Origin of the sequence: Salmonella sp. HY31 (assembly GCF_042604575.1) — a bacterium.
In the GTDB taxonomy this organism is placed as follows: Bacteria; Pseudomonadota; Gammaproteobacteria; order Enterobacterales; family Enterobacteriaceae; genus Salmonella; species Salmonella diarizonae.
In genome coordinates this window covers 3,502,967-3,516,743 of the sequence record NZ_CP170479.1, presented here as the reverse complement: position 1 = coordinate 3,516,743, position 13,777 = coordinate 3,502,967, and the positions used below count along the sequence as shown (strand labels likewise).

General features: G+C 53.7%; 12 protein-coding genes. 9 read left to right on the top strand and 3 right to left on the bottom strand.

Translation table 11 applies throughout. From position 1 onward, the window contains the following. Positions 1–201 precede the first annotated feature (201 nt). The 3 genes from ppiD (at position 202) to fadM (ending at position 3,099) form a co-directional block, all read left to right on the top strand. Positions 202–2,073 (top strand): peptidylprolyl isomerase, encoded by a 1,872-nt coding sequence (gene ppiD / locus ACE15A_RS16720; RefSeq protein ID WP_053529239.1) that lies wholly within the window; start codon positions 202–204, stop codon positions 2,071–2,073. 149 nt (positions 2,074–2,222) lie between these two features. Further along, positions 2,223–2,597 carry a helix-hairpin-helix domain-containing protein gene (locus ACE15A_RS16715; RefSeq protein WP_023246687.1) on the top strand — a complete coding sequence of 125 codons (375 nt, stop codon included), beginning with the start codon at positions 2,223–2,225 and terminating at the stop codon, positions 2,595–2,597. Positions 2,598–2,700: 103 nt separating this feature from the next. Then, complete coding sequence (gene fadM, locus ACE15A_RS16710) at positions 2,701–3,099, top strand: long-chain acyl-CoA thioesterase FadM (RefSeq protein ID WP_001194543.1); 399 nt, start codon at positions 2,701–2,703, stop codon at positions 3,097–3,099. A 108-nt stretch (positions 3,100–3,207) separates the two neighbouring features. Here fadM and queC read toward each other — a convergent pair whose 3' ends face one another. Both queC and ACE15A_RS16700 read right to left on the bottom strand, forming a co-directional pair. Next, positions 3,208–3,903 (bottom strand): 7-cyano-7-deazaguanine synthase QueC, encoded by a 696-nt coding sequence (gene queC, locus ACE15A_RS16705; protein WP_053508549.1) that lies wholly within the window; start codon positions 3,901–3,903, stop codon positions 3,208–3,210. A 64-nt stretch (positions 3,904–3,967) separates the two neighbouring features. Continuing rightward, a complete protein-coding gene (locus ACE15A_RS16700; protein WP_053508547.1) occupies positions 3,968–5,668 on the bottom strand; it encodes an SgrR family transcriptional regulator in 1,701 nt (566 codons plus the stop codon). Between the two features lie 100 nt (positions 5,669–5,768). Between ACE15A_RS16700 and cof the strand changes: the two genes are divergently transcribed. After that, complete coding sequence (cof, locus tag ACE15A_RS16695; protein ID WP_053508545.1) at positions 5,769–6,587, top strand: HMP-PP phosphatase; 819 nt, start codon at positions 5,769–5,771, stop codon at positions 6,585–6,587. Between the two features lie 50 nt (positions 6,588–6,637). Here the strand turns inward: cof and cdsH are convergent, their stop codons facing one another. Beyond that, positions 6,638–7,693, bottom strand: coding sequence for a cysteine desulfhydrase (gene cdsH / locus ACE15A_RS16690; protein ID WP_072158679.1), 1,056 nt, complete (start codon positions 7,691–7,693; stop codon positions 6,638–6,640). Between the two features lie 112 nt (positions 7,694–7,805). Here cdsH and decR point away from each other — a divergent pair, with 112 nt between their 5' ends. From decR to amtB, 5 genes are all read left to right on the top strand, one after another. Continuing rightward, complete coding sequence (gene decR / locus ACE15A_RS16685) at positions 7,806–8,264, top strand: DNA-binding transcriptional regulator DecR (RefSeq protein ID WP_023246692.1); 459 nt, start codon at positions 7,806–7,808, stop codon at positions 8,262–8,264. A 40-nt stretch (positions 8,265–8,304) separates the two neighbouring features. Further along, positions 8,305–10,077 carry a SmdA family multidrug ABC transporter permease/ATP-binding protein gene (locus ACE15A_RS16680; RefSeq protein WP_053508541.1) on the top strand — a complete coding sequence of 591 codons (1,773 nt, stop codon included), beginning with the start codon at positions 8,305–8,307 and terminating at the stop codon, positions 10,075–10,077. Then, positions 10,070–11,851, top strand: coding sequence for a SmdB family multidrug efflux ABC transporter permease/ATP-binding protein (locus ACE15A_RS16675; RefSeq protein WP_023246694.1), 1,782 nt, complete (start codon positions 10,070–10,072; stop codon positions 11,849–11,851). Before ACE15A_RS16680 ends, ACE15A_RS16675 begins: the two co-directional genes overlap by 8 nt. Positions 11,852–12,054: 203 nt before the next feature. After that, positions 12,055–12,393, top strand: coding sequence for a P-II family nitrogen regulator (gene glnK / locus ACE15A_RS16670; RefSeq protein WP_023246695.1), 339 nt, complete (start codon positions 12,055–12,057; stop codon positions 12,391–12,393). A gap of 31 nt (positions 12,394–12,424) precedes the next feature. Continuing rightward, positions 12,425–13,711 (top strand): ammonium transporter AmtB, encoded by a 1,287-nt coding sequence (amtB, locus tag ACE15A_RS16665; protein WP_023246696.1) that lies wholly within the window; start codon positions 12,425–12,427, stop codon positions 13,709–13,711. Positions 13,712–13,777 lie beyond the last annotated feature (66 nt).

Below are 13,777 nucleotides of genomic sequence, written 5' to 3'. Positions count from 1 at the left end.
GCGGGCTGACAATTGCCCTCGTTTCTTGTCACAATAGGCTTTTGCGCGCTGCGTTCAGAAAATGCGATGCGCGTGAAATATATATACGCAAATCATTCAAGTTGCGTCGACGCGGCAACTGAGCGAATCACTCGGTAGTCTGCAGAGAAGCCGCCTGAAAGATAAAGTGTAAAGTCACCTACAGCGGAGTGTGGTTACACCATGATGGACAGCTTACGCACGGCTGCAAACAGTCTCGTGCTCAAGATTATTTTCGTTATCATTATCGTGTCGTTCATTTTGACCGGCGTTAGTGGTTACCTGATTGGCGGAAGCAATAACTACGCCGCAAAAGTGAATGGCCAGGAAATCAGCCGGGCACAGTTTGAGAATGCGTTTAACAACGAACGTAACCGTATGCAGCAGCAGTTGGGCGACCGGTATTCTGAACTGGCGGCCAACGAAGGTTATATGAAAAGTCTGCGCCAGCAGGTGCTGAATCGTCTGATAGATGAAGCGCTGTTGGATCAATATTCCCGTGAACTGAAACTGGGCATCAGCGATGAGCAGGTAAAGCAGGCGATTTTCGCCACTCCCGCTTTTCAGGTGGACGGTCGGTTTGACAACAACCGCTATAACGCGATTGTGAATCAGATGGGAATGACGGCCGATCAGTATGCTCAGGCGCTGCGTAACCAGCTTACCACTCAGCAACTGATCAACGGCGTGGCCGGTACTGATTTTATGCTGAAAGGGGAAACCGACGAGCTGGCGGCATTAGTCTCTCAACAGCGCGTGGTGCGTGAAGCCGCTATTGATGTCAACGCGCTGGCGGCGAAGCAGCAGGTGACCGATCAGGAAGTGTCCAGCTACTACGATCAGAATAAAGCCCGCTTTATGACGCCGGAACAGTTCCGTGTAAGCTACATCAAGCTGGATGCTGCGACGATGCAGGCGCCGGTCAGCGATGCGGATATTCAGGCCTATTATGATCAGCATTTGGATCAGTTTACCCAGCCGGAGCGTAATCGTTACAGCATTATTCAGACCAAAACGGAAGATGATGCGAAAGCGGTACTGGATGCGCTGAACAAGGGCGAAGATTTCGCCACGCTGGCGAAAGAGAAATCTACCGACATCATCTCTGCGCGTAATGGCGGCGATATGGGCTGGCTGGAAGAGTCTGCCACGGTGCCGGAACTGAAAAATGCCGGTTTGAAAGAGAAAGGCCAGATATCTGGCGTGATTAAGTCGTCTGTCGGTTTTCTGGTGGCGCGTCTGGATGATATTCAGCCTGCCAAAGTGAAACCGTTAAGCGAGGTTCGCGACGACATTGCCGCGAAAGTGAAACAAGAGAAAGCGCTGGATGCTTACTATGCGTTACAGCAGAAGGTGAGCGATGCGGCAAGCAATGACAATGAGTCGTTAGCAAGCGCTGAACAGGCCGCTGGCGTAAAAGCGGTTGAAACCGGTTGGTTTAGCCATGACAACTTGCCGGAAGAGCTGAACTTCAAACCGGTAGCCGATGCTATCTTTAATGGCGGTCTGGTGGGCGAAAACGGTACGCCGGGGCCGAATTCAGACATTATCACCGTGGATGGTGACCGGGCTTTTGTCGTGCGCGTGAGCGAGCATAAACCTGAAGCCGTGAAGCCGTTGGCAGAGGTGAAAGAACAGGTCACTGCCCTGGTGAAGCATAATAAAGCTGAACAACAGGCGAAGCTGGATGCAGAAAAACTGCTGGTCGAGCTGAAAGCGGGCAAAGGCGCGGAAGCGATGAAAGCGGCGGGGCTGAGCTTTGGCGAGCCTAAAACGTTAAGCCGTACCAGTCAGGATCCGGTGAGTCAGGCGGCCTTTGCGTTAAGCCTCCCGACGAAAGATAAGCCAGTCTATGGCGTGGCGAACGATATGCAGGGTAACGTTGTTCTGCTGGCGTTTGACGAGGTGAAAGCGGGCTCCATGCCGGAAGCGCAGAAAAAAGCGATGGTGCAGGGCATCACGCAGAACAATGCGCAAATTGTCTTTGAGGCGCTGATGAGCAATCTGCGTAAAGAGGCGAAAATCAAAATCGGCGACGCTCTGGAACAGCAGTAATCGTCGAGGCGCTTCGCAAAAAATTGCAAAACGTTGTATCCCACAAAGGCCGCTTTCGCGGCCTTTTCCATTTTTGAGAATTGCCGTTTGTTCGTTTTTCTCCGTCCCGCTATCGTGGCTTCACTGTTAACAAACAAGGAGAAAACAGCATGAAACACGGAATTAAAGCACTGCTTATTACGCTTTCTTTAACCTGCGCGGGCATGACCCATAGCGCGCTGGCGGCGACGCCTGTTGCAAAAAACGCAGCGGTGGAAACAAAAGCGGATACGCCTTCTTCATCCTCCACCAAAGCGGCATTACCTGCTAAAGCCAGCGATGATGAAGGTACCAGGGTGAGCATTAATACCGCGTCAGCGGAGGATCTGGCGCGGGTGATGAACGGTGTTGGGCTGAAAAAAGCGCAGGCCATTGTAAGCTATCGAGAGGAGTATGGTCCTTTTAAAACGGTGGATGATTTAAAGCAGGTGCCGGGAATGGGAAGCGCGCTAGTAGAGCGTAATCTGGCAGTTTTAACATTGTAATAACTTGCACAGTGGCAAAAATTTGCCAGACTGTAGAGGTCATACCAGTTATGGCCTCTGTACTTGTCGTTTACTTATAACAACAACGTAAGGTTATTGCGCTATGCAAACACAAATCAAAGTTCGTGGTTATCATCTTGATGTTTATCAGCATGTTAATAATGCCCGCTATCTGGAGTTTCTGGAAGAAGCCCGCTGGGATGGGCTGGAAAACAGCGACAGCTTTCAGTGGATGACGGCCCGCAATATTGCGTTCGTGGTGGTAAACATCAATATAAATTACCGTCGCCCGGCGGTATTGAGCGATCTACTGACCGTTACCAGTCAGGTACAACAGCTTAACGGTAAAAGTGGCGTATTAAGCCAGACGATCACGCTGGAGCCAGAAGGGCAGGTGGTGGCGGATGCGCTCATCACATTTGTCTGCATTGATTTAAAAACGCAAAAAGCGCTGCCGCTGGAAGGCGAATTGCGTGAAAAGCTGGAACAGATGGTGCAATAACGCCTCGCAGCCTGATGGCGCTGCGCTTATCAGGCCTACGGGCGATATTGACCACGGTGAATGTCGCCAGGCCGGATAAGGTGCGTGCACCGCCATCCGGCAAAACAATCACCTTAACCCGGTTTTCTGCTTCATTGCCGCCATTACCGTCGCTTTATTCGCCAGATAATGATTCAGGCCGTTGGCGCGCAGATTACAGGCAGCACAATGACCACAGCCGTCGCCTTTGATGCCGTTATAACAGGTCAGCGTCTCTTCGCGAACTAAATCCAGTTTGCCCCAATAATCGGCCAGCGCCCAGGTTTCAGCTTTATCAATCCACATTAAGGGCGTTTCGAAACGGATATCTTTCGCCATGCCCAGATTCACAGCGTGATTCAGCGCCTTGACGAACTCATCGCGGCAGTCTGGATAGCCGGAAAAATCGGTTTCGCAAACGCCGGTGATCACTGCCTCGGCTTTGACCTGATAAGCGTAAATCGCCGCCAGCGTCAGAAAGAGAATATTGCGTCCCGGTACGAAAGTATTGGGGATGCCGTCAGCGTTCGGTTCATAATCCGGCACCGGAATGCTATCCCGCGTCAGGCTGTTGACCGCCAGTTCGTTCAGCAAAGTGACATCCAGCACCTTATGCGCGCGCGCGCCAAGTTTTAACGCCAGAGAGCGTGCGACATCAATCTCTGCGCGGTGGCGCTGACCATAATCAAACGTGACACAATGCACTTCATCATACTGATGTCGCGCTTGCGCCAGACAAGTGGTGGAGTCCTGACCTCCACTAAATACAACAACGGCGCGTTTCATAGTTATCCTGATAAATGACGAAAACCAATATGGTAACGCGTGCGGATAATACCGACCAGCTTCTTCACGGCGAAGGCGGCGGAAGCCAGGCTTCGCTAAATTCAAACCAGCCGCGAGGGGTGAGCCGAACGCCGTTAACGCCAGGTGGAGCGCTGATGCGATAGTGATAATTAAACAGCGGCGTAAGTGTGGCGTCATCCATCAGGTTGGCAAAAACTTGTTGCAGGGCAGTGCGGCGATCCTTTTCATTGGGCTGAATTTGCAGGGCGTCAAGCGTAGCCTGCAGATGGGAAAACGCAGGCGCGTCCAGGACATGCGGCCAGATCTGATCGCAACGTAGCCACTGCTCCAGCGTATATTCCGGCGCTTCGCCGATCAGCCTGTCGCCCATCATCAGATCCGCTTGCGCCAGCGCAGGGCAGTCATCCCAGTTTTTGGCGTTATGAAAAATCAACGTTAACTCACAGCCGAGCGTCGCAAGGTAATGTCGAAGCTGCTCCGCCATCGTATGAAGCTCTACGGGAAGGTGGTACGCCAGGGTGAGTTTTTTAGGCAATGGCGTTTCATCAACAACCTGCCATTGCGGGATTGTCCAGCCGGGTAGCAGCCCCTGACTTGGCGTAATCAAATTCTCATCTACCGGCAATGTTTTCAGCAGAGAAGTATGATGGATAATATGTACCAGACGTCGTGCCTGTTGTACGTTGAGCCGTGAGCCCTTTTTGATAGTTAAATAGCAAAAGCCCAGACTGATACCACTACTTACCTGACTCAGCGTCGCCAGCTCTTCCGGTTTGCCGATGGCGATCTGCACCGGATGGCGGCAACTGGTGCCCAGATCCTGGGCAAACAGTTGCGGGGTGATCCAGAATTCAATCGCTTTCAGCAGCGGATGGTTAAGGTGATAATGGTCATGACTTTCCAGACGTACCAGTTCCGGCGTGAACAACGTCAGGCGAAAAGGGCCGGTGCCGATAAGCGGCAGGTCAGGATGTGCCAGACCGCTACAATAGCTGGCCAGACGATGCGCCAGCCAGTAATCAGGCCGGTGAAGGAGAAAGGTAAGGCACTGAGGATGCGTTATTTCGATACGGGCGACGCTAATAAACAATTTGCTTAGCGCGGGTAGGGTAAGCAGCCTTTCCAGGCGTTCGTGTAGCTGCGCGGTGTCCACCGTATCGCCATTATGCCAGTGCAGCGTGGAGCGAATATAAAAATCCCAGCGTAAACCGTCGGCGGAAACCTCCCAGTGATGCGCCAAATCCCCGCAAGGATATTGGCTGTCGCGGTCGAAGCGCGTTAACCCGGAAAAAATTTGCCCTGCGAGATGTTGTTCCGCGCGTCCTGGCAGGAAACCCGAATGCAGCGGTTCAAGCGGACGATAGTAGGGAATACGCAATGTCGGCGTATCGTTTTGCCATTGGCCGCCCATAAAAGGCTGGAGCATCGCCCGTAATTCGCCAGGTGCCAGTTGCGCCAGTTCCAGTACGTTGAGCTGCTGCCCTTTTTCCAGCGCCTGTTCCATCATGGCGGTACGGAGCGATTCCGGCGTGACCAGAAACTGTAGCCGTCCACGTTTCCCGCGCCCGGACTGTGCTTCCCATTTTAGCCAACCCGCCTGCTGGGCCTGACGCAGCAGCGTTCGCAGGTGGCGCTCGCTACAAAAACAGCGTTCAGCCAGTTCGCTAACGGTGACATGTTGTGTTTCTCCGGCGGAAGGCTGCCAGAGGCGTTGATATTGATTAAGCCGATTCAGTAGCCTCATAGAAACCCGGAACACTTCATTTTATCTGTTCACTATTACTTCCGTATATCTCAGGTAATACTGAATGACAAGTTAACCGCGTCACAGTGTGGAGAAAGAGATGGCCCGTCTGGCAGCATTTGATATGGATGGCACGTTATTAATGCCTGATCACCATTTGGGTAGAGAGACGATCGCCACGCTGTCGCGTCTGCGCGAACGCGATATCACCCTGACATTTGCCACGGGTCGTCATGTTCTGGAAATGCGGCATATTCTGGGGACGCTTTCACTGGATGCTTATCTTATTACCGGTAACGGGACGCGAGTTCACTCGCTGGAAGGCGACGTGCTGCATCGTCAGGATCTCGATCCTCAGGTTGCCGATACGGTGATGCACCATGCCTGGGATACCCGGGCCAGTATGCATGTTTTTAATGACAACGGCTGGTTTACAGGCCAGGAGATCCCCGCGCTACTCCAGGCGCATGTCTACAGCGGCTTTCGTTATCAGGTTATCGATGTAAAAAGCATCCCGGCCCATCAGGTGACGAAGATCTGTTTTTGCGGCGATCATGAAGATCTGATTCGCTTGCGCATTCAGCTCAATGAGGCGCTGGAAGAACGCGCGCACCTCTGTTTTTCTGCCGTCGACTGCCTGGAAGTGTTACCACTGGGGTGTAATAAAGGCTCTGCACTGGCGGTATTGAGCGGCCATTTGGGGCTTTCACTGGCAGATTGCATGGCGTTTGGCGATGCGATGAACGATCGGGAAATGCTGGGCAGCGTCGGGCGGGGGCTCATTATGGGCAATGCCATGCCGCAACTTATCGCCGCGCTGCCGCATTTGTCGGTCATCGGACATTGTGGTAATCAAGCGGTAGCACACTTTTTGACACATTGGCTGGACAATCCGCATCTACCTTATTCCCCCGAATGAGAGATCTCTTCCAGCAAGCCAGACGTTCAGTCTGGCTTTTTTTTTAATTTTTAGTCGACGGTAAGTAATCTTGCGATGGCTGCTGACCACGGCGTCAAGTCGCCGATATGTTCGCTAACCCATGCCGGATGGTAATAGGTATCCAGATAACGATCGCCGCTATCGCACAATAACGTCACGATAGCGCCGGTTTCTCCGGCCTCGCGCATCCGGGCCGCAAGCTGCAGCGCTCCCCACATATTCGTGCCGGTAGAGGCGCCGACTTTACGGCCTAGCTGCGTTTCCAGCCAGTGTGCGGTGGCAATGCTGGCGGCGTCCGGCACACGCAGCATCTCATCAACGACATCCGGAATAAAAGAAGGCTCTACCCGCGGGCGACCAATCCCTTCAATTTTGCTGCCCACCGGGCTGCGTAATGAAGCGTCGCGATCTTGCCAGTAAGGTAAAAAGACGGAATTTTCCGGATCCACCACCATTAGCTGAGTATCATAGCCCTGACAGCGAATATAGCGCCCAATCGTCGCAGAGGTTCCGCCCGTTCCGGCGCTCATAACGATAAATCGCGGTACCGGATGGGGTTCGTTGCGCATCTGTCTGAAAATACTGTCGGCAATATTATTGTTGCCCCGCCAGTCGGTAGCCCGTTCTGCGTAGGTAAACTGGTCCATATAGTGACCGTTCAGTTCATGCGCCAGCCGCTCGGAGGCGGCATAAATTTCGCAGGCGCTCTCCACAAAATGACAGTGGCCGCCGTAAAATTGAATCTGTTCGATTTTACGTTTTGCGGTACAGGCGGGCATGACGGCGATGAACGGCAGTCCCAGTAAACGCGCGAACCAGGCTTCGGAAATCGCCGTTGAGCCTGATGACGCTTCAATAATTGGAGTGCCTTCTTTAATCCAGCCATTGCACAGCCCATAAAGGAACAGCGAGCGCGCCAGGCGGTGCTTGAGGCTACCGGTGGGATGCGTGCTTTCATCTTTCAGGTAAAACTGAATACCTGGAAATGCCGGCAGGGGCAGACGAATAAGATGCGTATCGGCCGAGCGCTGGTGGTCAGCGTTAATTTCATTAATGGCATTTTTAACCCAATTGCTACCCATCATTAATATCCGTTTATCATTTTGTGCCCAGATTAGCGAAAAGCACGGAAAAAATTGTTGCTATTTGACCTTTAAATTACAATGTAAGGAGAAAAATATTCTCTACGGGATGGGTATGTTAGATAAAATTGACCGTAAACTGCTTTCCTTATTGCAGCAGGACTGTACCCTCTCTTTGCAGGCGCTGGCGGATGCCGTTAATCTGACGACAACGCCTTGCTGGAAGCGGCTTAAACGCCTGGAAGACGACGGTATTCTTCTTGGCAGGGTCGCGCTGCTGGACCCGGAAAAACTGGGTCTGGGATTAACCGCTTTTGTATTGATAAAAACGCAGCACCACAGCAGTGAATGGTACTGTCGGTTCGTGACTGTCGTCACTGAGATGCCGGAAGTGCTTGGTTTCTGGCGGATGGCGGGGGAATACGATTATCTGATGCGGGTTCAGGTTGCCGACATGAAGCGGTATGACGATTTCTATAAACGTCTGGTCAATAGCGTTCCAGGACTGTCAGACGTCACCTCCAGTTTTTCGATGGAACAGATTAAGTACACCACTTCTCTGCCCATTGAATAATTCTCCCGGTATTGCCGGAAATCATATCAGGAAATAACGCGTGCGATTATTTGCTCAATTAAGCTGGTACTTTCGCCGGGAATGGCGTCGCTATCTTGGCGCGGTGGCCCTGCTTATGCTTATTTCGATTCTTCAGCTGATCCCACCCAAAGTGGTGGGGATCGTCGTGGATGGCGTAACCGCACAGCATTTTACTTCTGGCCGGATAGCGATGTGGATTGGCACCATTGCCCTGATCGCCGTGGTGGTCTATTTGTTGCGCTATGTCTGGCGCGTGCTGCTATTTGGTGCCTCTTATCAATTAGCCGTTGAACTGCGTGAAGATTATTATCGCCAGCTTAGTTGCCAGCATCCTGAATTTTATCAGCGCCATCGGACGGGCGATCTTATCGCGCGCGCGACGAATGATGTGGATCGCGTGGTATTTGCGGCAGGCGAGGGCGTTCTGACGCTGGTTGACTCGTTGGTAATGGGCTGCGCGGTACTGATTGTCATGTCGACGCAAATTAGCTGGCAGCTAACGCTATTAGCGTTGTTGCCGATGCCGATTATGGCGCTGATGATCAAACGTTACGGCGATCGGCTGCATGATTACTTCAAACTGGCGCAGGCCGCCTTCTCCAGCCTGAACGACCGCACGCAGGAGAGTCTGACCAGCATTCGCATGATAAAAGCGTTTGGCCTGGAGGACCGCCAGTCCTCGCTGTTTGCGGCGGATGCCGAAGATACTGGCAAGAAAAATATGCGAGTGGCGCGTATTGATGCGCGTTTTGATCCAACTATTTACATCGCCATTGGCATGGCGAACCTGCTCGCGATTAGCGGCGGAAGCTGGATGGTGGTTAACGGCAGCCTGACGCTGGGCGAACTCACCAGCTTTATGATGTATCTGGGGGTGATGATTTGGCCCATGCTGGCGCTGGCCTGGATGTTTAATATCGTGGAGCGAGGTAGCGCCGCTTACAGCCGCATCCGCGCCATGCTGGCGGAAGCGCCGGTAGTTAAGGATGGCGAAGAGCCGGTCCCGGCGGGGCGGGGCGAATTGACGGCGGCCATTCGTGAGTTTCGCTATCCGCAAACGACGCATCCGGCGCTGGAGAATGTGAACTTTCGTCTTAAACCGGGTCAGATGCTGGGGATATGCGGTCCGACCGGCGCGGGGAAAAGCACAATATTGTCGCTTATCCAGCGCCATTTTGATGTGACGCAGGGAGAAATCCGTTTCCATGACATGCCGTTGACGCATCTGCAGCTTGATAGCTGGCGTAGCCGACTGGCGGTGGTCAGTCAGACGCCGTTTTTGTTCTCGGACTCTATTGCCAATAATATTGCGCTCGGACGCCCGGAGGCGACCCAGGAAGAGATTGAACAGGTGGCGCGTTTAGCCAGCGTACATGAGGATATTCTCCGTCTTCCTCAGGGCTACGACACGCAGGTAGGCGAACGCGGCGTAATGTTATCGGGAGGGCAAAAACAGCGTATCTCGATTGCCAGAGCGCTACTGTTGAATGCGGAAATTCTGCTTCTCGATGATGCGCTCTCGGCAGTAGATGGTCGCACGGAGCATCAGATTTTGCATAATTTGCGCCAGTGGGGCGAAGGGCGCACGGTCATCATAAGCGCGCATCGTTTATCTGCGTTGACCGATGCCAATGAAATTATGGTGATGCAACATGGTCATGTTGTTCAGCGCGGCGATCACGATCAACTGGCGCAGCAGCTTGGCTGGTATCGCGATATGTATCGCTATCAGCAACTGGAGGCCGCGCTGGATGACGCGCCGGAAAGCGGCGAGGAGGCGGCGAATGCGTAGTTTTGGACAGCTATGGCCGACGCTGAAACGGTTGCTGGCGTATGGCTCGCCCTGGCGAAAACCGCTCTCTGTCGCGGTGATTATGCTGTGGATTGCGGCGGCGGCGGAGGTTAGCGGTCCGCTGCTGATCAGCTATTTCATTGACAACATGGTGGCCCAACACCATTTACCTCTGGGTAAAGTCGCGGGGCTGGCGGCCGCCTATGTGGGACTACAGTTTCTGGCGGCGGGCCTGCATTACGCCCAGTCTTTATTATTTAACCGGGCGGCCGTTGGCGTGGTTCAGACCTTGCGCACTGACGTAATGGATGCCGCCTTGCGCCAGCCGTTAAGCGCCTTCGACACCCAGCCTGTCGGACAATTAATTTCACGCGTGACTAACGACACGGAAGTTATCCGCGATCTGTATGTCACGGTCGTCGCGACGGTATTACGTAGCGCGGCGCTGATCGGCGCCATGCTGGTCGCCATGTTCAGCCTTGACTGGCGGATGGCGCTGGTGGCGATTTTGATTTTTCCGGCGGTATTGACCGTGATGATCATCTATCAGCGCTACAGCACGCCGATGGTACGCCGCGTGCGGGCATACCTGGCGGATATTAACGATGGATTTAACGAAATCATCAACGGGATGAGCGTTATTCAGCAGTTTCGCCAGCAGGCGCGCTTTGGCGAACGAATGGGCGAGGCCAGCCGTTCGCACTACATGGCGCGGATGCAGACGCTGCGCTTAGACGGATTTTTATTGCGTCCGCTGCTTAGCCTCTTTTCCGCGCTCATTTTGTGCGGTCTGTTGATGCTCTTCAGTTTTACGTCTGCCGGCACGATTGAGGTCGGGGTACTGTATGCGTTCATTAGCTATTTGTCGCGTCTGAACGAGCCGCTCATTGAACTGACCACCCAGCAATCCATGCTACAGCAGGCGGTTGTGGCGGGAGAGCGTGTTTTTGAACTGATGGATCGCCCACGACAGCGCTATGGCAGCGACGACAGGCCGTTGCAAAGCGGCGCGATTGATATTGATCATCTGTCGTTTGCTTACCGCGATGATAGCCTTGTTTTACAGGACATTACGCTATCAGTACCGTCCCGTAGTTTTGTGGCGCTGGTGGGACACACAGGCAGCGGGAAGAGCACGCTCGCCAGCTTGTTGATGGGGTACTACCCGCTGACGCAAGGCGAAATTCGGCTGGATGGGCGAGAAATCTCTTCTTTTAATCATCGCGTTTTACGCCAGGGCGTGGCGATGGTTCAACAGGACCCGGTAGTGATGGCGGATACCTTTCTGGCCAATGTGACGCTGGGGCGCGATGTTTCAGAGGCGCAGGTCTGGCAGGCGCTGGAAACGGTACAGTTGGCAGACCTGGCGCGCGGCCTGAGCCACGGGCTGCATACGCGTCTTGGTGAGCAGGGGAATACGCTGTCCGTCGGGCAAAAACAACTCTTGGCGCTGGCGCGCGTGCTGGTTGACGCCCCGCAAATATTAATTCTTGATGAAGCGACGGCCAGCATCGATTCCGGCACTGAGCAGGCGATACAGCAGGCGCTGGCGGCGATTCGCGAGCGCACCACGCTGGTGGTTATCGCCCATCGGCTATCGACTATCGTGGAGGCGGATACCATTCTGGTACTCCACCGCGGCCAGGCGGTGGAGCGCGGGACGCATCAACAATTGCTGACGGCGCAAGGACGCTACTGGCAAATGTATCAATTACAGTTGGTTGGTGAGGAGTTAGCCGCCAGCGTACATGAGGAGTCCGGCCCCGCGACGTAAGGTTTTGCCCCGTGGCGCAAAACCTCGCCCATCACGCACCGTCATGGTGCGTTTTTCTTTTCCTGCTTCGATTTTGGGGCGCGTCAATATAAAGACGCCCCGCTAACCGCGCCTTTCACCACTCACTCATTTCTGGCACACCCTTTGCAACGCTCATTTTGAATAGTCTATATGCCTTACCTAATTCTGACTGGAGGGGGGCTATGAAGCTGGTTACCGTGGTTATCAAACCGTTTAAGCTGGAGGACGTGCGGGAAGCGCTTTCTTCTATTGGCATTCAGGGATTGACCGTCACCGAAGTGAAAGGGTTTGGTCGTCAAAAAGGACACGCCGAACTGTATCGCGGCGCGGAGTACAGCGTGAATTTCCTGCCGAAAGTCAAAATTGATGTGGCTATCGCCGACGACCAACTGGAAGAGGTGATCGATATCATCACTAAAGCGGCTTATACCGGAAAAATTGGCGATGGCAAAATTTTCGTCGCGGAGCTCACGCGTGTTATTCGGATTCGTACCGGCGAAGCTGACGAAGCGGCGCTTTAAGACCCGCCACACAGCAACAGGAAATGAAAAAATGAAGATAGCGATGATAAAAACCACACTGGCTTCACTGGTGCTGCTGCCTGGGCTAACGATGGCCGCGCCAGCGGTTGCCGATAAAGCGGATAATGCTTTTATGATGATCAGCACCGCGCTGGTGCTGTTTATGACGATACCGGGTATCGCGCTGTTTTATGGCGGATTAATCCGCGCTAAAAACGTGCTGTCGATGTTAACGCAAGTGACCGTCACCTTTGCGCTGGTCTGTATTTTATGGGTGGTATACGGCTATTCGCTGGCTTTTGGCGAAGGGAATCATTTCTTCGGTAATGTCGAGGGGGCGATGTTGAAGAACATCGCGTTGACGGCGGTAACGGGCACGATTTATCAGTATATCCATGTCGCGTTTCAGGGATCTTTCGCCTGTATTACCGTCGGGCTGATTGTCGGCGCGCTGGCGGAACGTATTCGTTTTTCGGCGGTACTGATTTTTGTCGTGGTGTGGTTCACGCTCTCGTATATTCCGATTGCGCACATGGTGTGGGGCGGCGGCCTGCTGGCTGCTCACGGCGCGCTGGATTTTGCCGGCGGTACGGTGGTGCACATTAACGCCGCTATCGCCGGTCTGGTGGGGGCTTATTTAATTGGTAAGCGCGTCGGCTTTGGGAAAGAAGCATTTAAACCCCATAATCTGCCGATGGTCTTTACCGGTACTGCGATCCTGTATATCGGCTGGTTTGGATTTAACGCGGGTTCTGCCAGTAGCGCAAACGAGATAGCCGCGCTGGCTTTTGTGAACACCGTGGTGGCGACCGCCGCCGCGATTCTGGGGTGGATTATCGGCGAGTGGACGCTACGCGGTAAACCTTCCCTGCTGGGAGCCTGTTCCGGCGCGATTGCCGGTCTGGTCGGCGTGACGCCAGCCTGTGGCTATGTTGGCGTTGGCGGCGCGCTGGTTATCGGCGTTATTGCGGGTCTGGCGGGATTGTGGGGAGTCACCATGCTTAAACGTCTGTTACGGGTAGATGATCCGTGCGACGTATTTGGCGTTCACGGCGTTTGCGGAATAGTCGGCTGTATCCTGACCGGCGTTTTTGCCGCCAGTTCGCTGGGCGGCGTTGGCTTTGTCGACGGCGTTACGATGGGCCATCAGGTTATGGTACAACTGGAAAGTATTGCTATTACGGTCGCCTGGTCCGGCGTTGTCGCGTTTGTTGGTTACAAACTGGCGGATATCCTTGTTGGACTGCGCGTACCGGAAGAGCAGGAGCGCGAGGGGCTGGATGTGAACAGCCACGGCGAGAATGCATATAACGCGTGATTGCGCAACATGCCGGATGGCGACGCGAAAGCGTCTTATCCGGCCTACGGTAGGCCTGATAAGCGC